The organism is Variovorax xiamenensis (assembly GCF_050916385.1).
Lineage (GTDB): Bacteria > Pseudomonadota > Gammaproteobacteria > Burkholderiales > Burkholderiaceae_C > Variovorax.
On record NZ_CP139038.1, the window covers coordinates 1814082 to 1836498 of the forward strand.

Here is a 22417-nt window from a genome sequence, read left to right on the forward strand (position 1 = left end):
GGCGGGCGTTGGATGCCAGGTGAAAACGGCGATCAGGCGAAGACGCCGGCCGTGTCCTGCATGCGGGCCGACACTTCGCCCAGGTGGTGCAGCGTGTCGCCGAAGGTCATTTCCATCTGCGTGAGCTTGCGGAAGTAGTGGCTGCCGATGTATTCGTCGGTCACGCCGATGCCGCCGTGCAGCTGCACCGAGTTCGCGGCGATGTAGCGCATCGACACGCCGAGCTGGTACTTGGCGCGGGCCAGCGCCTGGCGGCGTTCGTCGGCCGGGGCGTTGAGCTTGAGCGTCGCGTAGTAGCTCATCGAGCGGGCGAGCTCGAGCTGCATCTTCATGTCGGCGACGCGGTGGCGCAGCGCCTGGAAGCTGGAGATGACGACGCCGAACTGCTTGCGCTGGTTCAGGTATTCGACGGTGAGGTCCACGGTCTTGTCCAGCACGCCCACGCCTTCGGCGCAGGTGGCGGCGATGCCGACGTCCACTGCGTATTCAAGGGCTGCGAGGCCGTCGAGCGTCACCAGCGTGGCGTCGGCCTTGTCGAACACGACCTCGGCGGCGCGGGAGCCGTCCTGCGTGCCGTAGCCGCGCGCTTCCACGCCGCTGACGCTGCGCTCGACCAGGAAGAGGGCGATCTTGCCGTCGACCTTGGCCGGCACCAGGAAGGCATCGGCTTCGTTGCCCACCGGCACCAAGCTCTTGGCGCCGGTCAGCGACCAGCCACTGCCCGCCTTGGCGGCGTGGGCCTCGCACACGTCGAGGCGGTAACGCGCCTTGCGCTCCTGGTAGGCCAGCACCACGATGGCCTGGCCGCCGGCGATGCGCGGCAGCCAGCTTTCCTTGGTGTCGGCACCGGCGTAGCCGCTGAGCACGGCTCCGGCGATCAACGTCTGCGCGAAGGGCTCCAGCACGATGCCGCGGCCCAGTTCTTCCATGACGACCATGCCGGCCACCGGGCCCATGCCCAGGCCGCCGTCGTCTTCGCTGATGTAGAGGCCGCCCAGGCCGAGCTCGGCCAGTTCGTCCCAGGCCTCGCGCGAGAAGCCGCTCTTGGCCTCGATGCCGCGACGGCGCTCGAAGTCGTAGCCCTTGTCGACCCACTTGCGCACGGCGTCGCGCAGCTGTTCCTGGTCGTCGGTGAAATTGAAGTCCATGCTTTTTGTCTCCTCAGCCCAGAACCGTCTGCGCGACGATGTTGCGTTGCACTTCGTTCGAGCCACCGTAGATGGTGGTCTTGCGCATGTTGAAGAAGGTCGACGCCAGCGGCGCGAGCGCCGGGTTGCCGCCAGGGAAGTTGCCCTGCCAGCCGGCTTCCATCGCCTCGCGGATCAGCGGCAGCGAGTAGGCGCCGCCGGCCAGCATCATCAGTTCGCTGTAGCGCTGCTGGATCTCGCTGCCGCGGATCTTGAGCAGGCCAGCCACGTCCAGCGAGTTCTTGCCAGAGGTGGCGGCCGAGAGCACGCGCAGCACCATCATCTCGAGGGCGACGATGTCGACCTCGAGCTTGGCGATCTCGTCGCGGAAGCGCTGGTCTTCGTAGACGCCTTCGGCCTTGGCGATGCGCTTCAGGCGCTCGAGTTCGCGCTTGGCGCGGTTCACGTCGGCGATGTTGGTGCGCTCGTGCGAGAGCAGGTGCTTGGCGTAGGTCCAGCCCTTGTTCTCCTCGCCGATCAGGTTCTCGGCGGGTACTTCGACGTTGTCGAAGAACACCTCGTTCACTTCATGGCCGCCGTCGAGCAGCTTGATCGGGCGCACGGTGACGCCGGGCGACTTCATGTCGAGCAGCAGGAAGCTGATGCCGGTCTGGGGCTTGCCTTCGTTGCTGGTGCGCACGAGGTTGAACATCCAGTCGCCGTACTGGCCGAGGGTGGTCCAGGTCTTCTGGCCGTTGACGATGTATTTGTCGCCCTTGCGTTCGGCCTTGGTCTTGACCGAGGCGAGGTCGGAACCCGAGCCCGGTTCGCTGTAGCCCTGGCTCCACCAGACTTCGCCGCTGGCGATGCCGGGCAGGAAGCGCTTCTGCTGTTCGGCGTTGCCGAAGGCCATGATCACTGGCGCGACCATCACGGGGCCGAAAGGCACGATGCGCGGCGCGCCGGCCAGTGCGGTTTCTTCCTCGAAGAGGTGGCGTTGCACGGCGGTCCAGCCCGGGCCGCCGAATTCCTTCGGCCAGCCGTAGCCGAGCCAGCCCTTCTTGCCGAGGATCTTGGCCCAGCCTTGCAGATCGTCGCGCGTCAGTTCGAGCGCGTTGTGTACCTTGTGCGAAATCTCCTCGGGGAGGTTGTCCTTGACCCAGGCGCGAACCTCTTCGCGGAACTTCTGTTCTTCGGGTGTGAAGCTCAAATCCATGCGTGCCTCGCTGTGTTGATCGGTTCACCGCAGACGCGGTGTGTCTCCGGAACCGTGAGTTTTAGCACGGTCGTGCTGTGATCCGGTGTCCGCGCGGCGACAAGCGCGGCTGCCGCAGCCGCGGCGGGCGCAGGATGCCGGGCACGGATAATCCCGCCTCCCATGAAGAACATCGTGATCCTGATCTCCGGCGGCGGCTCCAACATGGAGGCCATCGTGCGCGCCGCCGGGCGCGACCGCTGGGCCGAGCGCTTCGGCGCGCGCATCGCCGCCGTCGTGAGCAACAAGGCGGAGGCCGGCGGGCTGGCAATTGCCAAGGCCCAGGGCATCGACACCGCGGTAGTCCCGCACAAGGACTTCGCCACCCGCGAGGCTTTCGACGAGGCGCTGGCGAGGGTGGTCGACGGCTACACGCCGGCGCTGGTGGTGCTGGCGGGATTCATGCGGATCCTGACGCCCGGCTTCGTCAACCGCTACGCCGGCCGGCTCGTGAACATCCATCCCTCGCTGCTGCCGGCGTTTCCGGGGCTGAACACGCACCAGCGCGCCATCGAGGCGGGTTGCAAGGTGGCCGGCGTGACGGTGCATCAGGTGACCACCGAACTCGACCACGGGCCGATCCTGGCGCAGGCCGTGGTGCCGGTGCTGCCGGACGACACGGCCGCCAGTCTGGCCGGCCGGGTGCTCGCGCAGGAGCATCTGTTGTATCCGCGTGCCATCGCGCTCTGGCTGTCGGATACATCGCGTCACAATGAGTAAAGTTGTTTATATTCGCGGGTTTTCGGGAGTCCAGAAAGTGAAGAACCAATCGTTGTTGCTGGCGCTTGCCGGCGCCGCCCTGGTGGCGGGCTGTGCCGCTCCGGCGCCCGCGCCTGCACCCGCCGCGCCTCCTGCGCCGCCGCCGGAGCCGGTGTATCAGTGCAATGCGGATGGCGCGCGCTTCGCCATCGGCCAGCCGGTGACGCCGCAGCTCGAAGCCGCGGCCCGCGTGCGCTCGGGCGCAGGTACGGTGCGCGTGCTGAAGCCGGGCGAAGTGACCACGATGGAACTCAATGGCGGGCGGCTCAATCTCGATGTCGATGCCCGCAATCGCGTGACGGACGTCCGCTGCGGCTGAGCCTCATTCGGGTTGCTGCGAAAAAAGTAGCAACCTGTCCAGGCAGGATGGGCTCGCACAGCCTGCCTGGCTAGATCGGTGTGAATCTTCTCCGGGCGATGCCGTCTATCTCTATGGTTTCGCCGAACATGGCGGCCGGCCGGACCCAGAGGCCGTGCGCGCCGTACAGGGCCCGGTACAGCGTCATCGGCTCCAGCGTCTCGCTGTGGCGCACGGTGCCGAGCACTTCGTATTCACCGCCCTTGTAGTGGCGGTAGCGGCCAAGGGGCGTTTCGATCAGGGGAGGGAGGTCTTCGTCGTTCAACGGGGGCTTGCCTTTCTTCAAAAAACTGGCGGGCTTGATTTGATTTGACTGGAGTCGGATGGATCGCGCTGATTTTGTTCACCTGGTTCGACTGAGCGAGCATGCCAGTGCGGACGACAGCGCGCGCTACCGACGCAGCGTCGCGGCCTTTGCCGCGCTCGGCTACCTGTGGGTGCTGGGCTGCCTCGGGCTGTCGGTGGGCATCATCGCCTGGGTGCTTTCCTCGATCGGGGAAGAGCGCTTCAACTTCACGCGCGGCTGGCTGCTGCTGTTCGCCCTGGGGCTCCTGTGGGCCACGGTGCGCGCCCTGTGGGTGCGCTTCGACGAGCCCGAGGGCATCGAGCTTCGCCGGGAAGACGCCCCGGCGCTCTTCGAGGCACTGGACCGTATCCGCTCCCGGATCAAGGGGCCGCCGGTTCATCACGTCTACCTCGACGACGATTTCAACGCCAGCATCCGGCAGGTGCCGCGCTTCGGGCTGTTCGGCGGCGCCGTCAATTCGCTGAGCATCGGGCTGCCGCTGCTGATGATGCTCGACCGGCGGCGGCTGCTGTCGGTGCTGGCCCACGAATACGGCCACCTGCGCGGCAACCACGGCCAGCTGAGCGCGTGGATCTACCGCACCCGGCTTTCCTGGCTCAAGCTGGACGCCAGCCTGCAGCGCAACGAGGGCGTGATGGCGCTGTTCTCGCAGGCCTTCTTCCGCTGGTACTTTCCGCGATTCGCGGCCAAGACCTTCGCGCTGGCTCGCCAGGACGAATACGAGGCCGACCGCATCTCGGGCCGGTTGCTGGGTACGTCCGTGGCAGCAGCGGCGCTGACCGAAATCGCGATCAAGGGCAACTGGTACGCCAACGAGTTCTGGCCCTGGCACTGGGCCCGCGCCGAGCATGAGCCGCAGCCGCCGGGCCCGTTCGAGGCGCTGCGCAAGCGCGTGCGCACGCCGCCCGACGACGATTTCGCGCGCCAGGCGCTGCGCGAGGCAATGCGCCGTGTGAGCGATCTCGAGGACACCCACCCGGTCCTGCGCGACCGGCTGGAGGCGCTGGAGCAGAAGGCGGTCATGCCCGAGTGGTCGATGCGCCCGGCGCTCGAAATGCTGGTCGACCGCAAGAAATGGATCGCGCATTTCGACAGCCAGTGGCGCCGCGCCCATGCCGCCGACTGGAAACAGCACCATGCGCACCGTTCGCGCATCCGCGAGCGCATCGCTGTATTGGCCGCGCGTGGCGAGCACAACACGCCGGACGAGATGGTCGAATGGGCCGACTCCGAGCGTCGGCTCGACCCGTCGGCCCCCGTGCGCGTGCGCTACGAGAGCGCACTGCGGATCGCCCCCGAGCACCCCGGCGCACTGCGCGGACTGGCCCAGATGCTGCCGGCGAGCGACCGCGGGGCCCGCCTCGCGGTGCTCGAGCGCCTGCATGGCTCGGGCGCGGCCAGCCGGTGGTGGGCGGCCAAGAGCGCCGTGGCCTCGCTCGAGGATCCGGACACGGGGCCTCATGACGAAGAAGCCCTGAAGCTGTGGCGCGGCCGCCTCAAGGAGGCGGAAGAGGCGGAGGAGCGAGCCTGGGAAGAGATCACCGGCACGCCGTTCTTCAGCCAGATCTCGAGGCACGATCTCAACGACTACGAACTGGGCGAACTGCGGGCCGACCTCGTGCGTTGCCTGCCCGCGTCCCGGGCCTGGCTGGTGCGCAAGAACCTGCGCGAATTCCCGTGGCGCCGCGCCTACATCGTGTTCGTCGAGCTGCCGGGGCTCGACGACGAGGACCGCTGGAACCTCTGCCGCCAGCTGGAGCAGACCCTCACGCTGCCGGGCGCCGCCCTGGTGCTGTGGGCCGGCCATTCGCCCAAGCTGGAGGACATCGAGCGCGAGGCTTTCGGAGCAGTCTGGATGCGCGACGCCTAGGCTTTCGGGCCGGATTCCCTGCGGCTGAGACAATCGGGGCATGCATCCCAAAGCCCTGTTGGAGGCCACCGCCGATCTGGTGGGCCTCGTCCTGAAGTTCGATCACCCTGCCGACCAGGTCGTGTCGCGGTTCTTCCGCGACCACCGCGAGTTCGGCCCGCGCGAGCGTGCGACGCTCGCCGAAACCGTCTACACCGTGCTTCGCAAGAAGCTGCTTTTCGATCACCTTTCGCCCTCGGGCAGCGGCTCGAAGGAGCGCCGGATGGCGATCCTGGGCTTTCACGGCCCGCGCGACTTCCTGAAAAGTGCGCTCAACGACACAGAGAAGCGCTGGCTCGACAACTGCGATGCCGTCAAGCCGGACGACCTGCTGGAGCGCCATCGCCACAACCTGCCCGAGTGGCTGGTGGCACCGCTGAAGGCGCAGCTCGGCGACGGCTTCTGGCCTCTGGTCGAGTCCTTGCAGCAGCCTGCGCCGCTCGATCTGCGCGTCAACGCCTTGACCGACAAGCGTGCAGATGTGAAGGCTGAGCTTGCGTTGGCTGCTATCAAATCGGAAGCGACGCCGTTCTCGCCCTGGGGCTTGCGCATCGAAGGCAAGCCGGCGCTGACCAAGCTGGATGCCTTTGCCCGGGGCGCCATCGAGGTGCAGGACGAGGGCTCGCAGTTGCTGGCATTGCTGCTGGATGCCAAGCGCGGCGAGATGGTGGTCGATTTCTGTGCCGGCGCCGGCGGCAAGACGCTGGCGATCGGCGCGACGATGCGCAACACCGGCCGGCTCTACGCCTTCGACACCTCGGCGCACCGTCTGGACGCGCTCAAGCCCCGGCTGGCGCGCAGCAAGCTGTCGAATGTGCACCCGGCGGCCATCGCCCACGAGCGCGATGACCGTATCAAGCGGCTGGCGGGCAAGATCGACCGGGTGCTGGTCGACGCGCCCTGCTCGGGGCTGGGCACGCTGCGGCGCAATCCGGACCTGAAATGGCGGCAGTCGGCCAAGTCGGTCGAGGAGTTGACGGTCAAGCAGACAGCCATCCTGCAGAGCGCCGCGCGGCTCGTGAAGTCGGGCGGGCGTCTGGTTTACGCCACCTGCAGCGTGCTGCCGGAGGAAAACGAGGCGATCGCCGAGGCTTTCAGCGCCGCCAACCCCGATTTCGTGCCCGTGGATGTGGCGGAATTGCTGCAGGGGCTCAAGGTCGAGGGCTACGAGGCACTGTGCTCCGGCGGGGAGGGCGCCAAGCGCTATCTGCGGCTGTGGCCGCACCTTCATTCGACGGACGGTTTCTTTGCCGCGGCCTGGAACCGCAAATAGAGGACAGACTCCAAACTAGGGTTAATCTGCGCCTTTCTTGAAGGTTTAAAGGGCTTGTTTTAAGCCCCGCCACCTTAAAATCGCGGGTTATCTGAAGGCCGCACCTTCGTGCGGCCATGATGGAGTACCTGATTCAATGTTGCTTCCTGACTCCGCCGTCCTGAATGCGGCCATCCAATGGCTCGGACACGGCCTGTGGGATCTCACCTGGTGGCAGGTCGTGCTTTACACGCTCGCCACCACGCACATCACTATTGCCGCGGTCACGATCTTTCTGCACCGCACGCAAACGCACCGGGCCATGGATCTGGGCCCGATCCCGTCGCATTTCTTCCGCTTCTGGCTCTGGATCGGCACCGGCATGGTGACGAAGGAGTGGGTTGCGATCCACCGCAAGCACCACGCCAAGTGCGAAACCCAGGACGACCCGCACAGCCCGCAGGTCAAGGGCATCGAAGAGGTGCTCTGGCGCGGCGCCGAGCTGTATCGCGCCGAGTCGAAGAACAAGGAAACGATGGAGCGCTACGGTCACGGCACGCCCGATGACTGGATCGAGCGCAACCTGTATTCGCGCTACAGCTGGCAGGGCGTCGGCCTGATGCTGGTTCTGAACCTGGCGCTGTTCGGCGCGCTCGGCATGGCCGTGTGGGCGGTGCAGATGCTCTGGATTCCGATCACCGCTGCCGGCGTCATCAACGGCATCGGCCACTACTGGGGCTACCGCAACTTCGAGGCGCCCGACGCCAGCCGCAACATCATGCCCTGGGGCCTGATCATCGGTGGCGAAGAACTGCACAACAACCACCACACGTATCCGACCTCGGCCAAGTTCTCAGTCAAGAAGTACGAATTCGACATCGGCTGGATCTACATCCAGGCGCTGCAGAAGCTGGGCTGGGCCAAGGTCAAGAAGGTGCCGCCGAAGATGCTGATGGGCGACATCCAGCCCGTGGCCAACGAGAAGACGCTAGAGGCCGTCATCGCCAATCGCTACGAAGTCATGGCTGGCTATGCGCGCGAAATGCGCCGTGCCACCAGCCAGGAACTCGAGGCGCTGAAGACCAAGGGGGCCGACCTGTCGGTGCTCAAGGCTGCCAAGCGCTGGCTGCATCGTGACGACGACAAGGTGCCTGCCTCGGCCCGTTCGCATGTGGTGCAAGCTCGTGCAGCACACCCGGTGCTCGACAAGATGGTCACGATGCGCGAAGAACTGCGCCAGCTGTGGCTCAACACCTCGCAGTCGCGCGAGCAACTGGCGGCAGATTTGGCGGCTTGGTGCCATCGGGCTGAAGCCAGCGGTATTGCCGGCTTGCGCGACTTCTCGACCCGTTTGCGCGCTGCCCGCGCCTGACACGAGCAAGTCCTTGGACTAAACAAAAAAGCCGGCCTTCGGGCCGGCTTTTTTGTGCTCGTCGATTTCGCGTCGGCGCCAGGCCAGTTATTCCTAGAAGGGCGGAACGAAATAAACGGGCAATAAAAAACCCGCTGCGTTCACAGCGGGTTCTTTATTTCGGGAAAACCGGAGCCGAATTACTTCAGCTTGATTTCCTTGTATTCGACGTGCTTGCGTGCCTTGGGGTCGAACTTCATGATCGACATCTTTTCAGGCATCGTCTTCTTGTTCTTGCTGGTCGTGTAGAAGTGGCCGGTACCCGCGGTGGATTCCAGCTTGATCTTTTCGCGTCCGCCTTTGCTCGTTGCCATGATTCAGCTCCTTAGGCTTGGCCGCGTGCGCGCAGGTCTGCGAGCACGGAATCGATACCGTTCTTGTCGATCAGGCGCAGCGCGGCGCTCGAAACACGCAGGCGAACCCAGCGGTTTTCAGTCTCGACCCAGAAACGGCGGTATTGCAGGTTCGGCAGGAACCGGCGCTTGGTTTTGTTGTTGGCGTGGGAAACGTTGTTTCCGACCATCGGGCCCTTGCCCGTTACGTCGCATACGCGTGCCATGAGGACACTCTTTCTTGAACAGCTGGCACCGGTGCGATCAGGGGGGCGATCGCAGGGTGTTTTGCAGCTTGACCTCGCCAGAAAACGGGTGGCGGTACCCCGGCTTTGCCGTAGCCATGAGAGAGCCAAGTTTCGGCAAAGCCTCGGATTATAGCCCTTTTGGGCGCGCCGTTGGTTACAGTGTGCCGTCCTGCTCCAGGAAGCGCTGCGCGTCGAGCGCGGCCATGCAGCCGGTGCCGGCGCTGGTGATGGCCTGGCGGTAGATGTTGTCCTGCACGTCGCCAGCGGCGAATACGCCCGGAATGCTTGTCATCGTGGCGAAGCCCTGGAGGCCGGAGCGCGTCAGGATGTAGTTGTCCTTCATCTCCAGCTGGCCCTGGAAGATGTCGGTATTCGGGTGGTGTCCGATCGCGATGAAGCAGCCCTTGAGGTCGATCTGCTCGGTGGCTCCGGTCTGCGTGTTCTTGATGCGGATGCCCGTCACGCCCGAGTCGTCGCCCAGCACCTGGTCGAGCTCGTTGTGCAGCTTCAGCACGATCTTGCCTTCGGCGACCTTCTCCTTGACCTTGTCGATCAGGATCGGCTCGGCGCGGAACTTGTCGCGGCGATGCACCAGCGTGACCTTGTTCGCGATGTTGGAGAGATAGAGCGCCTCCTCGACGGCCGTGTTGCCGCCGCCGATCACGCAGACCTCCTGCTCGCGGTAGAAGAAACCGTCGCAGGTTGCGCAGGCGGAGACGCCGCGGCCCATGAACTTCTGTTCGGAGTCGAGGCCCAGGTACTTCGCCGAAGCGCCCGTGGCGATGATCAGCGCGTCGCAGGTGTAGGTGCCGCTGTCGCCGGTGAGGGTGAAGGGGCGCTTGCTCAGGTCGACCTTGTTGATGTGGTCGAACACGATCTGCGTCTTGAAGCGCTCCGCATGTTCCAGGAAGCGCTGCATCAGGTCGGGGCCCTGCACGCCGTGGACGTCGGCAGGCCAGTTGTCGACCTCTGTGGTGGTCATCAGCTGTCCACCCTGGGCGATGCCGGTGATGAGCAGAGGCTGAAGATTTGCGCGTGCCGCATAGACGGCGGCTGTATAGCCGGCCGGGCCGGAGCCCAGAATCAAAACCTTGGCGTGTTGGGGAGCGGACATGAGTAGAAAACCTAGGATGGACGCTGCGTCAGCGTGTACATTTTCAGGGTGGTAGCGATATATATGGAGTATCACTGCCCGGTTCAACACCGGGTAAACGGTGTTTTCAATGCGCGCGATTGTAGTAATCCATCGGCTTGCTGCTTTCTGGATTGCTCCGCCCGCTGTCTCAGGGATTGATAAATGTCGATGCTGTCCAACCTCGAATTGCTTCGGCGCGTTCCATTGTTCGCGTCGTTGACGGCCACGCAGTCCGCTAGCATCGCGGACGCGATCATCAAGAAGCGCTTCAAGCGCGCGGAAGTCGTTGTGGAGCAGGGCAAGAAGTCCGATGCGCTCTACATCATCCTCACCGGGCGTGCGCGCGTCACCAGCGCTGACAGCCGCGGTCGCGAGGTCATCCTCGCCACGCTGCACCCCGGCGACTACCTGGGCGAGATGAGCCTGATCGACGACGAGCCCCACTCGGCCACCGTGCGCACCGAGATCCAGTGCGACGTGCTCATGCTGGGCCGCGACGCCTTCGCGCGTTGCCTGCCCGAGAACTCTTCCATGGCTTACAACATCATGCGCGGCCTCGTGCAGCGCCTGCGCCATGCCGACCGCAAGATCGAATCGCTGGCATTGATGGACGTCTACGGGCGCGTGGCCCGCTCGCTGCTCGAATTCGCCATCGAGGACGGCGCCGGCAATCTCAAGGTGCGCGACAAGATCTCCCGCCAGGACCTGGCCAAGATGGTCGGTGCCTCGCGCGAAATGGTGAGCCGCGTGATGAAGGATCTCGAAGAGCGCGGTTTCGTCCAGACGCAGGACGACGGATCGATGATCGTCAAGGAACGGCTCCTGTCTCTGGCCTGAGCCTCCGGGGCCGGGTCCGCCGTTGCCGGCGGTCCCGGCCTTTTGTTGTAGTGTTCGTGCATCCGGCCCCAGTTTTCCGAGGCCGGGCGCCGTGTTTTTCATGACCTATTCGCTGAATACGCTTCAATCTTCTTCTGCAGCCGAGGGGCAACCCGTGCGCGTGCGCGCCATGCGCTTCGCCCACGAGATCACGCTGATCGCCGGATTCGCAGCGCTGCTGTTCTGGCTGCTCTCCATGCTGAGCTTCACGCCCTCCGACGCCGCCTGGTCGACTTCGGGCACCGGGGGCGAAATCAAGAACTGGGGTGGCCGCATCGGCGCCTGGCTGGCCGATGGCAGCTACTACGCCGCGGGCTACTCCGTCTGGTGGTGCCTCTTCGCCGGACTGCGCGCCTGGCTGTCGTCGCTGGCCAACTGGCTGCGCGGCGGCGAGCCCTCCGCCGCCGAACAGGCAACGCCGCGCGGGCGCTTCAACCGCAGCCGCCTTGCCTTCTGGCTCGGCCTGATCCTGCTGCTTTGCGCCAGCACCATGCTCGAATGGTCGCGCCTTTACCGGCTCGAAGCCCACCTTCCGGGCTCCGGCGGCGGCGCGTTGGGCTTCCTCGTGGGGCCGGCCAGCGTGCGCTGGATGGGCTTCACCGGATCGGCGCTGGTAGCCATCGCCGGCGGCGTGATCGGCTCCGCGCTGGTGTTCCGCTTCTCCTGGAGCCTGATCGCCGAGCGCATCGGTGCCCGCTTCTACTCTCTGTTCGAATCGCGCCGCGAGAAGCGCGAGCTGGCCGCCGACATCGCCATGGGCAAGCAGGCCGCCCGCGAGCGCGCCGAGGCCGATGAGCCGGCCTTCACGCGCGGCGATGTTGATTCCGGCCGGTCCGAGCCCTCGATGGCTTCGTCACCCGGTGGCTTTGCCGGCGGCGACGACGACGAAATCCGCATCGATCCGCCCCCCAAGCGCCGTGCCCCTTCGCCGCCGGTCCAGATCGAGCCCGCGATGACCGAGGTGCCCCGCAGCGACCGCGTCGTCAAGGAGCGCCAGAAACCCCTCTTCAAGGAACTGCCCGACAGCAAGCTGCCGCAGGTCGACCTGCTCGACCCCGCGCAGGCGCGCCAGGAAACGGTGTCGGCCGACACGCTCGAGATGACCTCGCGCATGATCGAGAAGAAGCTCAAGGACTTCGGCGTCGAGGTGCGCGTGGTGCTGGCTTCGCCGGGCCCCGTCATCACGCGCTACGAGATCGAGCCCGCCACCGGCGTCAAGGGCTCGCAGATCGTCAACCTCGCGAAAGACCTGGCGCGCTCGCTCTCGCTGGTGTCGATCCGCGTGGTCGAGACCATCCCGGGCAAGAACTACATGGCGCTCGAGCTGCCGAACGCCAAGCGCCAGTCGATCAAGCTCAGCGAAATCCTGGGCTCGCAGGTCTACAACGAAGGCAAGTCGATGCTCACCATGGGCCTCGGCAAGGACATCATCGGCAACCCGGTGGTGGCCGACCTCGCGAAGATGCCGCACGTGCTGGTGGCCGGTACCACCGGCTCGGGCAAGTCGGTGGGCATCAACGCGATGATCCTGTCGCTGCTCTACAAGGCCGAGGCGCGCGACGTGCGCCTGCTCATGATCGACCCGAAGATGCTCGAAATGTCGGTCTACGAGGGCATCCCGCACCTGCTGGCGCCCGTGGTCACCGACATGCGCCAGGCCGCGCACGGCCTGAACTGGTGCGTGGCCGAGATGGAGCGCCGCTACAAGCTCATGAGCAAGCTCGGCGTGCGCAACCTGGCCGGCTACAACACCAAGATCGACGAGGCCAAGGCCCGCGAGGAGTTCATCTACAACCCCTTCAGCCTCACGCCCGACGACCCCGAGCCGCTCAAGCGCGAGCCGCACATCGTCGTGGTGATCGACGAGCTGGCCGACCTGATGATGGTGGTCGGCAAGAAGATCGAAGAACTCATCGCCCGTCTCGCGCAGAAGGCGCGCGCCGCCGGCATCCACCTGATCCTGGCCACGCAGCGGCCCAGCGTGGACGTGATCACCGGCCTCATCAAGGCCAACATTCCGACCCGCATCGCTTTCCAGGTGTCGAGCAAGATCGACAGCCGCACCATCCTCGACCAGATGGGCGCCGAGGCGCTGCTCGGCATGGGCGACATGCTCTACATGCCCAGCGGCACGGGCCTGCCGATCCGCGTGCACGGCGCCTTCGTCAGCGACGACGAGGTGCATCGCGTGGTGGCCTACCTCAAGAGCCAGGGCGAGCCCGACTACATCGAAGGCGTGCTCGAAGGCGGCACGGTCGATGGCGACGGTGACGGTGACCTGCTCGGCGGCGGTGGCGACGGCGAGAAAGATCCCATGTACGACCAGGCGGTCGAAGTGGTGCTCAAGAACCGCAAGGCCAGCATCTCGCTGGTGCAGCGCCACCTGAAGATCGGCTACAACCGCGCCGCGCGCCTCGTCGAGGACATGGAAAAGGCCGGCCTGGTCAGCGCCATGAGCGGCAGCGGCCAGCGCGAGATCCTGGTGCCCGCGCGCGCAGCCGAATGACCGGCGGCGAGGTCAGGCCCATTCGCGTTACGTGCTGAAAGGCAATTTGCAAAAACGCCTCGCGGCATTGCAAATCTTCATCAAGGCCTACACCTGCTGCAATTCGCGGCGGGTAGGGTCAAAAGCCTGATGCACAGCCATTCAGAGGAATCCAAATTGAAATTGCGTCACTGGCTACTGATCGGCCTCCTGAGTTCCGCCAATGCCTGGGCGGGCGGGCTCGAGAGCCTCGAAACCTTCGTGAAGACGGTGAAGTCCGGCCGCGCCGACTTCACCCAGACCGTCACAGCCCCCGCGCGCGAAGGGCAGCCGGGCCGCACCAAGACTTCGGCCGGCACCTTCGAATTCCAGCGCCCCGGCAAGTTCAAGTTCGACTACCAGAAGCCCTTTGCGCAGAGCATCGTGGCCGACGGCAAGACGCTGTGGCTCTACGACGCCGACCTGAACCAGGTCACGCAGCGCGCGCAGGCACAGGCGCTGGGCTCCACGCCCGCGGCGCTGATCGCCGCCGCGCCCGACCTGAAGGCCCTGCAGGCCGACTTCACCCTCGAAGCCGCACCGGAGCGCGACGGCCTGCAGTGGGTCAAGGCCACGCCGAAGAACAAGGACGGCCAACTGCAGAGCGTGCAGGTCGGCTTCCAGGGTGATGCGCTGGCCTCGCTCGAAATTCTCGACAGCTTCGGCCAGCGCTCGGTGCTCAAGTTCAGCAAGGTCGAGGTGAATCCCTCGCTGCCCGCCAGCGTGTTCGACTTCAAGCCGCCGGCCGGCGCGGACGTCGTCAAGCAATAAGTAACCGCGCAAGCAAGCTCACCCGATTGGCCACCACCGCTCATCAACCTCTCGCCGAACGCCTGCGTCCCAAGACGCTGGGCGAGGTGATCGGCCAGCAGCACCTGCTCGGCCCGGGCATGCCGCTGCGCATCGCCTTCGAATCGGGGCAGCCGCATTCCTGCATCCTGTGGGGGCCGCCGGGCACCGGCAAGACCACCATCGCGCGCCTGATGGCCGATGCCTTCGACGCGCAATTCCTCAGCATCAGCGCGGTGCTCGGTGGCGTGAAAGACATCCGCGAAGCGGTGGAGCGCGCCACCGCCGCGCGCGACGGGCTCACGCAGCAGCGCACCATCGTCTTCGTCGACGAGGTGCACCGCTTCAACAAGAGCCAGCAGGACGCCTTCCTGCCGCACGTGGAGTCGGGCCTCTTCACCTTCATCGGCGCGACCACCGAGAACCCTTCGTTCGAAGTCAACTCGGCTTTGCTGTCGCGCGCCGCCGTCTACGTGCTGCAGTCGCTTGACGAGGGCAATCTCAAGCAGATCGTGGCGCGCGCGCAGGCCATACAGGCCGTGCCCGCCATCGACGACACCGCGGTCGATCGCCTCGTGGCCTATGCCGACGGCGATGCCCGCCGGCTGCTCAACACGCTCGAGACGCTCGCGGTCGCGGCCCGCGCAGAGAAGCTCGACCACATCACCGACGAATGGCTGCTGCGCGTGCTCGGCGAGCGCATGCGCCGCTACGACAAGGGCGGCGAGCAGTTCTACGACACGATCAGCGCGCTGCACAAGTCGGTGCGCGGCAGCGACCCCGACGCTGCGCTCTACTGGTTCGTGCGCATGCTCGATGGCGGCGCCGATCCGCGCTACATGGCGCGCCGGCTGGTGCGCATGGCCAGCGAGGACATCGGCTTGGCCGATCCGCGTGCGCTGCGGCTCGCGCTCGATGCCGCCGAGGTCTACGAACGGCTGGGTACCCCGGAGGGCGAGCTGGCGCTCGCCGAATGCGTGGTCTACCTGGCGATCGCGCCCAAGTCGAACGCGGTCTACAAGGCCTACAACGCGGTGCGCGCACTCGTGAAGACCGACAGCACGCGCCCGGTGCCCATGCACCTGCGCAATGCGCCGACCCGGCTCATGAAGGAGCTCGACTACGGCAAGGGCTATCGCTACGCGCACGACGAGGAGGGTGGTTTCGCCGCCGGCGAGCGCTACCTTCCCGACGGCCTGGAGGGCCAGGTCTTCTACGAACCGGTAGAGCGTGGACTCGAAATCCGCATCGCGGAAAAGCTTCGCGACCTGCGCCGGCGCAACGACGAAGCCAAGGGCTGATACAGCTGTCTATACCCTGTTGCAGCATGCGCGCAAAGCGTGCATGACCCCACGCGCATACAGCATGACGTGAGCGGGTAAACCCCGGTCCGCGCGCACCAAATCAGCGCTGGTGCGTGACTACAATCCCGCCCACAAATCCGCCGGCGACACATGTTGGCTGGTTTTTTGCTTGTCAAGCCAGGGGCGCCAAACCGGTGACCCGGTGGGTGAATGGCACCCCAACGGTGCAACACATAGGAAATCGCGTTATGGACATTTTGCTGCAGCAGATCATCAACGGTCTGGTTCTCGGCAGCATGTACGCCTTGATAGCCCTGGGCTACACAATGGTGTACGGCATCATCAATCTGATCAACTTTGCGCACGGTGAAGTGCTGATGGTGGGGGCGCTCACGAGCTGGACCATCATCGGGCTCATGAAGGACGGCATGCCCAACACACCGGGCTGGCTCATCCTCCTCATCGCGCTGATCATCGCCTGCGTCGTCGCGGCAACCCTCAACTTCGTGATCGAGAAAGTGGCCTACCGGCCGCTGCGCAACAGCCCCAAGCTCGCGCCGCTCATCACCGCCATCGGCATGTCGATCCTGCTGCAGACGCTGGCAATGATCATCTGGAAGCCGACCAACAAGGCGTATCCCACCCTCCTGCCTTCCGACCCCATCCACCTCGGCGGTGCGGTCATCTCTCCGACCCAGGTCATGATCCTCAGCGTCACGGCGTTCTCGCTCGTGGTGCTCATGTGGCTGGTCAACTACACCAAGCTCGGCCGCGCGATGCGCGCCACCGCCGAGAACCCGCGCGTCGCGGCGCTCATGGGCATCCGCCCCGACATGGTCATCTCGGCCACCTTCATCATCGGCGCGGTGCTCGCGGCCATCGCCGGCGTGATGTACGCCTCCAACTACGGCATCGCGCAGCACGCGATGGGCTTCCTGCCCGGCCTCAAGGCCTTCACCGCGGCCGTGTTCGGCGGCATCGGCAACCTGGCCGGCGCGGTGGTCGGCGGCATCCTGCTGGGGCTCATCGAGGCCATCGGCTCGGGCTACATCGGAACGCTGACGGGCGGCGTGCTCGGCAGCAACTACAGCGACATCTTCGCGTTCATCGTGCTGATCGTCATGCTCACCCTGCGTCCGTCCGGCCTGCTCGGCGAACGCGTGGCGGACCGTGCGTAAGGAGCGAGACATGAAGAACAGCAAGAACCTCGCCCTCTGGGTGATCGGCGCCATCGCAGTGCTCGCGCTGCCGCTGCTGCTGCAGATGCAGGGCAACGCCTGGGTGCGCATCGCCGACATCGCACTGCTCTACGTGCTGCTGGCCCTGGGCCTGAACATCGTGGTCGGCTACGCCGGCCTGCTCGACCTGGGCTACGTCGCCTTCTTCGCGGTGGGGGCCTACCTCTTCGCGCTGATGGGCTCGTCGCACCTGTCCGAAACCTTCGAGTGGTTCAAGATCACCTTCCCGAACGGCATGCACACGTCGCTGCTGATCGTGATACCGCTGGCCTTCGCATTGGCCGCGGTGCTCGGCGTGCTGCTGGGCGCGCCCACGCTCAAGCTGCGCGGCGACTACCTCGCCATCGTCACGCTCGGCTTCGGCGAAATCATCCGCGTGTTCCTGAACAACCTCGACCAGCCGGTGAACATCACCAACGGTCCGAAGGGCATCACCTCGATCGACTCGATCAAGTTCTGGGGGCTCGACCTGGGCAAGGCGCTGAAGTTCGACGGCTTCACCATCTCCTCGGTCACGCTCTACTACTACCTGTTCCTGGCGCTGGTGCTGGTCACCATCCTCATCTCGCACCGCCTGCAGCTCTCGCGCATCGGCCGCGCATGGATGGCCATCCGCGAAGACGAGATCGCCGCCAAGGCCATGGGCATCAACACCCGCAACATGAAGCTGCTGGCCTTCGGCATGGGCGCGAGCTTCGGCGGCGTCTCGGGCGCGATGTTCGCGGCCTTCCAGGGCTTCGTGTCGCCCGAGTCCTTCAGCCTGATGGAGTCGGTGATGATCGTGGCCATGGTCGTGCTCGGCGGCATCGGCCACCTGCCCGGCGTGATCCTGGGCGCCATCCTGCTGGCCGCGCTGCCCGAAGTGCTGCGCTATGTGGCCGGTCCGCTGCAGTCGCTGACCGACGGCCGCCTCGACGCTTCCATCCTGCGCCAGCTGTTCATCGCGCTGGCCATGATCGTCATCATGCTGGTGCGCCCGCGCGGCCTGTGGCCCTCGCCGGAGCACGGCAAGTCGCTGACCAGGAAAGGCGGCGTGCCCGTCGACCCGGCCCACGCGGCCGTGGCTCCCGGATCGCTGCAGACCCACGCGCCGGGCATCGATACGCCCGCAGACGAACTGCCGGGCGCGGCGTCCCGTCCCATGTCGATCAATCCCTGAGAGCCCGAGGAAAGAATCAACATGACGACAGACACCATCCTCGACGTTCGCGGCATCTCCAAGCGCTTCGGCGGGCTGCAGGCCCTCTCCGACGTTGGCATCACCATCAAGCGCGGCCAGGTCTACGGACTGATCGGCCCCAACGGCGCCGGCAAGACCACGTTCTTCAACGTGATCACCGGCCTCTACACGCCCGACAGCGGCACCTTCGAGCTCGCGGGCAAGCCCTACCAGCCGACGGCCGTGCACGAAGTGGCCAAGGCCGGCATCGCGCGCACCTTCCAGAACATCCGCCTCTTCGCCGAAATGACGGCGATCGAGAACGTGATGGTCGGGCGCCACATCCGCACCCGTTCGGGCGTGCTCGGCGCGATGTTCCGCACCGGCGGCTTCAAGGCCGAGGAACGGGCCATTGCCGAGCGCGCGCACGAGCTGCTCGACTACGTGGGCATCGGCAAGTTCGCGGACTACAAGGCGCGCACGCTGTCGTACGGCGACCAGCGTCGTCTCGAGATCGCACGCGCGCTGGCCACCGACCCGCAACTCATCGCGCTCGACGAGCCCGCCGCCGGCATGAACTCCACCGAGAAGGTGGCGCTGCGCGAGCTGATCGACCGCATCCGCCGCGACAACCGCACCATCCTGATCATCGAACACGACGTCAAGCTCATCATGGGCCTGTGCGACCGCGTCACCGTGCTGGACTACGGCAAGCAGATCGCCGAGGGCACGCCGATGGAAGTGCAGAAGAACGAGAAGGTGATCGAGGCCTACCTCGGCACCGGAGGACACTGAGATGACGACAGCAACGATGAGCGAACAAGACACCGCGGCCGGCACGGCACAAGCCAGGACGGCAGGCAAGACGCTGCTGAAAGTCAGCGGACTGAAGGTCGGCTACGGCGGCATCCAGGCCGTCAAGGGCGTGGACTTCGAGGTGCGCGAGGGCGAGCTGGTCTCGCTGATCGGCTCCAACGGCGCCGGCAAGACCACCACCATGAAGGCCATCACCGGCACGCTGCCGGCCGGCGCCGGCAACATCGAGTTCCTGGGCCGCAGCATCAAGGGCCGCGGCGCGTGGAACCTGGTCGAAGAGGGCCTCGTGATGGTGCCGGAAGGCCGTGGCGTGTTCACGCGCATGACCATCACCGAGAACCTGCAGATCGGCGCCTACATCCGCAAGGACAAGGCCGGCATCGCGAGCGACATGGAGCGCGTGTTCGTCACCTTCCCGCGCCTGCGCGAACGCAAGGACCAGCTGGCCGGCACCATGTCGGGCGGCGAGCAGCAGATGCTGGCCATGGGCCGCGCGCTGATGGCGCGCCCCAAGGTGCTGCTGCTGGACGAACCCACCATGGGCCTGTCGCCGATCATGTGCGACAAGATCTTCGAGGTGGTGCAGACCGTGGCCGCGCAGGGCGTGACCATCCTGCTGGTGGAGCAGAACGCCAACCGCGCGCTGCAGCTGGCCGACCGCGGCTATGTGATGGAGTCCGGGCTCATCACCATGGGCGGCGACGCCAAGGAACTGCTGCGCGACCCGCGCGTGCGGGCTGCCTACCTCGGCGAATAAGCGGCGAACGCGCGGGCGCCTCGCCCGCCACAGGTCGCTCGCTACAGGCGGTGCGTGCCGCGCGGATTGCGCGGCGAGGCGCACCGCCTTTCTTTTTGGCTTTCCTTCACCCCATCGCCGCAGCCGCGGCCTTGATCGCCTCGCGGATGCGGCCGTAGGTGCCGCAGCGGCACACGTTCTCGATGGCGTCGATGTCGGCGTCCGTCGGGTTGCGCGTGCGGCGCAGCAGGTCCACCGCCGCCATGATCTGCCCCGGCTGGCAGAAGCCGCACTGCGGCACGTCGAGGTTCAGCCAGGCCTGCTGCACCGGATGCAGCGTGTTGCCGTTGGCCAGCCCCTCGATGGTCGTCACCTGGCGGCCGCGCACGTCGGACACCCGCGTCGAGCAGGTGGTGACCGCCTTGCCATCCACGTGGCATGTGCAGGCCTTGCAGACGTTGATGCCGCAGCCGTACTTCGGCCCGGTGATGCCTAGCTTGTCGCGCAGCACCCAGAGCAGGGCCATGTCGTCGGGCGCCTCGACGTCGACGTTCTGGCCGTTCACCTTGAAAGATTGCACGGGCATGGGAGGCCTCCTCAGGTCGGGATCGGAACGTTGACGGGCGTGGGCAGCTTGCCCGGCGGGATCGGCGTGAAGTCGACCGGGAAGTTCAGCGGGAAGCTGCGCGGCTTCGTCCCGGTGGCCCGTGCGTATGCGTTGGCGATGGCGCCGGAGCTTGCCGACAGTCCGACCTCGCCCAGGCCGCCGATGGCCTCATTGCTGGCCGGCATGATGATGACCTTCACGTCCTTCGGGTAGTTCTTCATGCGCGAGAAGTGGTACTGCGAATAGCTGCCCTCCAGCGGCAGCCCGTTCTGGATGTGCAGGCCCGCGCTGAGCACCAGCGCGATCGATTCGCACAGGCCGCCCTGCAGCTGAGCCTCGATGCCGGACGGGTTGATCGGCGTGCCGACGTCGATCGCGATGGTCGCGCGCACCACCTTCGCGGCCGAGGGCACCCGAGCGTCGATCTCCACGATGCAGGCCGTGAACGACTTCGACTCCTGGTGCACGCCCACGCCCTGCGCGAAGCCCGCGGGCATCGCCTTGCCCCATTGCGCCGCCTCGGCCACCGCCTTGAGCACCGCGCGGGCGCGCGGCAGGCGCAGGTACTCGAGCCGGAAGGCGACAGGGTCCTTGCCCGCCGCCTTAGCCATCTCGTCGACCAGGATCTCCTCGACCAGCCGCGAAGGCTGGATATGCACCGAGCGGTACGAGCAGGTGTTCATGTCCATCGCCACCGGCGTCAGCAGCTTGGTCGTGACGCCGAAGTTGTAGGGCGAGGTGACCATGGTCTTGAACATGATCTGCTCGATCGCGAAGTTGCCCACCGTCTGCGGAAAGCCGTTGGGAAGCGCGATGGCCGCGGCTTCCAGCATGTTGCCGAAGCCATGGCGCGTGTCGAGCCGCACGCCGGCGATGCGCTGCTCGAAGGCGATCACCTGGCCCAGCAGCATCGTGGCTCGCGCCTTGTGGAACATCGGCGGGCGCATGCGCGTGTGGCGCATGTCGTCGGTGCGGTGGTACATCAGGCGGCAGGGGCGTCCCAGCGCCTTCGACACCTGGATCGCCTGCAGCACCGGGTCCCAGAAGAGGCGCCGGCCGAAGGAACCGCCCGAGGGCACCGCATGCACGATCACCTTGCTAAGCGGAAGACCGAGTTCGGCCGCCACGGCTTGCTGCGTGACGATGGGGCTCTGCAGCCCGGCCCAGATCTCGGCGCGGTCGGGGCGCACGTCGGCGATCGCGCATTCCACTTCCATCGGGCAGTGCGCGGCGGGTGCGAACTCGAACTCGCCCTCGACCGTCAGTGCGCCCAGCGGCGGCAGCGCGAAGGGCAGCAGCGCCGATTTCAGCTTGCGCATGATGGTCGCGTTCGATTCGCCGTCGATCGGGCCCGCTGCCCAGGTCACGTCGAGCGCGTTCACCGCGGCCCATGCCTGACCGAAGGTCTCGGCCATCACGGCCACGCCGGGCGGCGTCGGCGTGATGCCGTTGGTCGAGGGAATGGGCACCACGCCGATCACGCCCGGCATGGCCATCACCGTGTTCATGTTGTTGATGCTCACGAACTTGCCGTTGATGGTCGGCGGGCGCCGCACCATCGTCGGCATTGCGCCGGGCACCGACTGGTCGAGCGTGAACTTCTTGCGCCCGGTGACGATGTCGAGCGCATCGAGCCGCGTGACGCGCTGCCCGACCACCGAGGGCGGGGAGCCCGAGAGCAGGCCGCCCAGGCCTCCCAGCAAAGGCATGCCGGCGTGCAGCGAGCGCACGCTCGACGAGCCGCCGGTGAGCTGGTTCCAGATCAGCTCGGGGCTGGCGTCGGCCGAGGTCACTTCGATCGCGCTCAGCGGCAGGCGCAGCTTGTCGGCCAGCATCATCGCGGTGGCCGTGGCGATGCCCTGGCCCACTTCCAGGCGTGGCAGTGCGAGCCGCACGCGTCCGTTCTCGCCGTTCGTCACCTTCACCACGGGCATGGTCGGCAGCGAGGTCACCGTCACGGCGTCGCCGATGTCGATCAGGTCGGTGGTGTCGGGCGGGGTCATCGGCAGCAGCGCCGCGGCTGCCTGCGAAGGCACCGCGAGGCCGGCCAGCCCGGCGACTCCGGCGGTCGCCGACACCAGCGGCGCGGTCGTCGCGTAGCCCAGCACCTCGCGCCGGCGCAGGCCCGGCGCATCACCATCGTCCGATCCGCGCGGGGGGCGCGGACCCTCGTTCGAGCGCTTCATCGTTGTCTCCTTGTTGTGGTGGCGAACGCGGGTGACTGTGGCATCATGGCCGCGCCGAGGATGTCGTTGGAACGACATTTCTTACGGCC

Annotated in this window: 21 protein-coding genes; 13 read left to right on the top strand and 8 right to left on the bottom strand. The window is 66.2% G+C overall.

Annotated features, from left to right (window positions below; all coding sequences use genetic code 11):
- Positions 1 to 32 precede the first annotated feature (32 nt).
- Both SFB74_RS07840 and SFB74_RS07845 read right to left on the bottom strand, forming a co-directional pair.
- Positions 33 to 1148 (bottom strand): acyl-CoA dehydrogenase family protein, encoded by a 1116-nt coding sequence (locus SFB74_RS07840; RefSeq protein WP_432730212.1) that lies wholly within the window; start codon positions 1146 to 1148, stop codon positions 33 to 35.
- Between the two features lie 13 nt (positions 1149 to 1161).
- On the bottom strand, positions 1162 to 2343 hold the full coding sequence (locus tag SFB74_RS07845) for an acyl-CoA dehydrogenase family protein (RefSeq protein ID WP_432730213.1): 1182 nt from the start codon (positions 2341 to 2343) through the stop codon (positions 1162 to 1164).
- Between the two features lie 162 nt (positions 2344 to 2505).
- Between SFB74_RS07845 and purN the strand changes: the two genes are divergently transcribed.
- Entirely contained in the window at positions 2506 to 3102 is a 597-nt protein-coding gene (gene purN / locus SFB74_RS07850; RefSeq protein WP_432730215.1) for a phosphoribosylglycinamide formyltransferase, read from the top strand.
- A 37-nt stretch (positions 3103 to 3139) separates the two neighbouring features.
- The gene (locus tag SFB74_RS07855) at positions 3140 to 3460 is read left to right on the top strand and encodes an I78 family peptidase inhibitor (protein ID WP_432730216.1); all 321 of its coding nucleotides are present in this window, start codon (positions 3140 to 3142) and stop codon (positions 3458 to 3460) included.
- A gap of 70 nt (positions 3461 to 3530) precedes the next feature.
- Here the strand turns inward: SFB74_RS07855 and SFB74_RS07860 are convergent, their stop codons facing one another.
- A complete protein-coding gene (locus SFB74_RS07860) occupies positions 3531 to 3764 on the bottom strand; it encodes a DUF1653 domain-containing protein (protein WP_432730218.1) in 234 nt (77 codons plus the stop codon).
- A 58-nt stretch (positions 3765 to 3822) separates the two neighbouring features.
- Between SFB74_RS07860 and SFB74_RS07865 the strand changes: the two genes are divergently transcribed.
- The 3 genes from SFB74_RS07865 (at position 3823) to SFB74_RS07875 (ending at position 8339) form a co-directional block, all read left to right on the top strand.
- The gene (locus SFB74_RS07865; protein ID WP_432730219.1) at positions 3823 to 5676 is read left to right on the top strand and encodes a M48 family metalloprotease; all 1854 of its coding nucleotides are present in this window, start codon (positions 3823 to 3825) and stop codon (positions 5674 to 5676) included.
- 40 nt (positions 5677 to 5716) lie between these two features.
- On the top strand, positions 5717 to 6988 hold the full coding sequence (locus SFB74_RS07870) for an RsmB/NOP family class I SAM-dependent RNA methyltransferase (protein WP_432730220.1): 1272 nt from the start codon (positions 5717 to 5719) through the stop codon (positions 6986 to 6988).
- A 136-nt stretch (positions 6989 to 7124) separates the two neighbouring features.
- On the top strand, positions 7125 to 8339 hold the full coding sequence (locus tag SFB74_RS07875; protein ID WP_432730221.1) for a DesA family fatty acid desaturase: 1215 nt from the start codon (positions 7125 to 7127) through the stop codon (positions 8337 to 8339).
- 179 nt (positions 8340 to 8518) lie between these two features.
- Here the strand turns inward: SFB74_RS07875 and rpmG are convergent, their stop codons facing one another.
- The 3 genes from rpmG to trxB form a co-directional block, all read right to left on the bottom strand.
- The gene (gene rpmG / locus SFB74_RS07880) at positions 8519 to 8692 is read right to left on the bottom strand and encodes a 50S ribosomal protein L33 (RefSeq protein WP_007830291.1); all 174 of its coding nucleotides are present in this window, start codon (positions 8690 to 8692) and stop codon (positions 8519 to 8521) included.
- Between the two features lie 11 nt (positions 8693 to 8703).
- Positions 8704 to 8937, bottom strand: coding sequence for a 50S ribosomal protein L28 (rpmB, locus tag SFB74_RS07885; RefSeq protein ID WP_081265743.1), 234 nt, complete (start codon positions 8935 to 8937; stop codon positions 8704 to 8706).
- Between the two features lie 175 nt (positions 8938 to 9112).
- Positions 9113 to 10072 (bottom strand): thioredoxin-disulfide reductase, encoded by a 960-nt coding sequence (gene trxB / locus SFB74_RS07890; protein ID WP_093205428.1) that lies wholly within the window; start codon positions 10070 to 10072, stop codon positions 9113 to 9115.
- Positions 10073 to 10255: 183 nt separating this feature from the next.
- On the opposite strand from trxB, the gene SFB74_RS07895 reads away from it, so the two are divergent.
- From SFB74_RS07895 to SFB74_RS07930, 8 genes are all read left to right on the top strand, one after another.
- Complete coding sequence (locus SFB74_RS07895; RefSeq protein WP_126023131.1) at positions 10256 to 10930, top strand: Crp/Fnr family transcriptional regulator; 675 nt, start codon at positions 10256 to 10258, stop codon at positions 10928 to 10930.
- A gap of 100 nt (positions 10931 to 11030) precedes the next feature.
- Positions 11031 to 13475, top strand: a complete 2445-nt coding sequence (locus tag SFB74_RS07900; RefSeq protein ID WP_432730224.1) for a DNA translocase FtsK — start codon at positions 11031 to 11033, stop codon at positions 13473 to 13475.
- A 156-nt stretch (positions 13476 to 13631) separates the two neighbouring features.
- Positions 13632 to 14264, top strand: a complete 633-nt coding sequence (lolA, locus tag SFB74_RS07905) for an outer membrane lipoprotein chaperone LolA (RefSeq protein WP_432730225.1) — start codon at positions 13632 to 13634, stop codon at positions 14262 to 14264.
- Between the two features lie 26 nt (positions 14265 to 14290).
- On the top strand, positions 14291 to 15583 hold the full coding sequence (locus tag SFB74_RS07910; RefSeq protein ID WP_432730227.1) for a replication-associated recombination protein A: 1293 nt from the start codon (positions 14291 to 14293) through the stop codon (positions 15581 to 15583).
- A 251-nt stretch (positions 15584 to 15834) separates the two neighbouring features.
- Positions 15835 to 16764, top strand: coding sequence for a branched-chain amino acid ABC transporter permease (locus tag SFB74_RS07915; RefSeq protein ID WP_432730228.1), 930 nt, complete (start codon positions 15835 to 15837; stop codon positions 16762 to 16764).
- 10 nt (positions 16765 to 16774) lie between these two features.
- Positions 16775 to 17983, top strand: a complete 1209-nt coding sequence (locus SFB74_RS07920) for an ABC transporter permease subunit (RefSeq protein WP_432730231.1) — start codon at positions 16775 to 16777, stop codon at positions 17981 to 17983.
- Positions 17984 to 18004: 21 nt separating this feature from the next.
- Positions 18005 to 18778, top strand: coding sequence for an ABC transporter ATP-binding protein (locus tag SFB74_RS07925; protein WP_432730234.1), 774 nt, complete (start codon positions 18005 to 18007; stop codon positions 18776 to 18778).
- Between the two features lie 16 nt (positions 18779 to 18794).
- Complete coding sequence (locus tag SFB74_RS07930) at positions 18795 to 19556, top strand: ABC transporter ATP-binding protein (RefSeq protein ID WP_432731896.1); 762 nt, start codon at positions 18795 to 18797, stop codon at positions 19554 to 19556.
- 106 nt (positions 19557 to 19662) lie between these two features.
- On the opposite strand, the gene SFB74_RS07935 is transcribed toward SFB74_RS07930, so the two are convergent.
- Together SFB74_RS07935 and SFB74_RS07940 are read right to left on the bottom strand one after the other, a co-directional pair.
- Positions 19663 to 20121 carry a (2Fe-2S)-binding protein gene (locus SFB74_RS07935; protein WP_184635311.1) on the bottom strand — a complete coding sequence of 153 codons (459 nt, stop codon included), beginning with the start codon at positions 20119 to 20121 and terminating at the stop codon, positions 19663 to 19665.
- 11 nt (positions 20122 to 20132) lie between these two features.
- Positions 20133 to 22328, bottom strand: a complete 2196-nt coding sequence (locus SFB74_RS07940) for a molybdopterin cofactor-binding domain-containing protein (RefSeq protein ID WP_432730237.1) — start codon at positions 22326 to 22328, stop codon at positions 20133 to 20135.
- Between the last annotated feature and the right edge of the window lie 89 nt (positions 22329 to 22417).

What these genes read in the sequence shown, in the direction of transcription:
- SFB74_RS07840 (WP_432730212.1), bottom strand. Translation starts at nt 1,148, where the DNA reads ATGGACTTCAATTTCACCGACGACCAGGAACAGCTGCGCGACGCCGTG.
- SFB74_RS07845 (WP_432730213.1), bottom strand. Translation starts at nt 2,343, where the DNA reads ATGGATTTGAGCTTCACACCCGAAGAACAGAAGTTCCGCGAAGAGGTT.
- purN (WP_432730215.1), top strand. Translation starts at nt 2,506, where the DNA reads ATGAAGAACATCGTGATCCTGATCTCCGGCGGCGGCTCCAACATGGAG.
- SFB74_RS07865 (WP_432730219.1), top strand. Translation starts at nt 3,823, where the DNA reads ATGGATCGCGCTGATTTTGTTCACCTGGTTCGACTGAGCGAGCATGCC.
- SFB74_RS07870 (WP_432730220.1), top strand. Translation starts at nt 5,717, where the DNA reads ATGCATCCCAAAGCCCTGTTGGAGGCCACCGCCGATCTGGTGGGCCTC.
- SFB74_RS07875 (WP_432730221.1), top strand. Translation starts at nt 7,125, where the DNA reads ATGTTGCTTCCTGACTCCGCCGTCCTGAATGCGGCCATCCAATGGCTC.
- rpmG (WP_007830291.1), bottom strand. Translation starts at nt 8,692, where the DNA reads ATGGCAACGAGCAAAGGCGGACGCGAAAAGATCAAGCTGGAATCCACC.
- rpmB (WP_081265743.1), bottom strand. Translation starts at nt 8,937, where the DNA reads ATGGCACGCGTATGCGACGTAACGGGCAAGGGCCCGATGGTCGGAAAC.
- trxB (WP_093205428.1), bottom strand. Translation starts at nt 10,072, where the DNA reads ATGTCCGCTCCCCAACACGCCAAGGTTTTGATTCTGGGCTCCGGCCCG.
- SFB74_RS07895 (WP_126023131.1), top strand. Translation starts at nt 10,256, where the DNA reads ATGTCGATGCTGTCCAACCTCGAATTGCTTCGGCGCGTTCCATTGTTC.
- SFB74_RS07900 (WP_432730224.1), top strand. Translation starts at nt 11,031, where the DNA reads ATGACCTATTCGCTGAATACGCTTCAATCTTCTTCTGCAGCCGAGGGG.
- SFB74_RS07915 (WP_432730228.1), top strand. Translation starts at nt 15,835, where the DNA reads ATGGACATTTTGCTGCAGCAGATCATCAACGGTCTGGTTCTCGGCAGC.
- SFB74_RS07920 (WP_432730231.1), top strand. Translation starts at nt 16,775, where the DNA reads ATGAAGAACAGCAAGAACCTCGCCCTCTGGGTGATCGGCGCCATCGCA.
- SFB74_RS07925 (WP_432730234.1), top strand. Translation starts at nt 18,005, where the DNA reads ATGACGACAGACACCATCCTCGACGTTCGCGGCATCTCCAAGCGCTTC.
- SFB74_RS07930 (WP_432731896.1), top strand. Translation starts at nt 18,795, where the DNA reads ATGAGCGAACAAGACACCGCGGCCGGCACGGCACAAGCCAGGACGGCA.
- SFB74_RS07935 (WP_184635311.1), bottom strand. Translation starts at nt 20,121, where the DNA reads ATGCCCGTGCAATCTTTCAAGGTGAACGGCCAGAACGTCGACGTCGAG.
- SFB74_RS07940 (WP_432730237.1), bottom strand. Translation starts at nt 22,328, where the DNA reads ATGAAGCGCTCGAACGAGGGTCCGCGCCCCCCGCGCGGATCGGACGAT.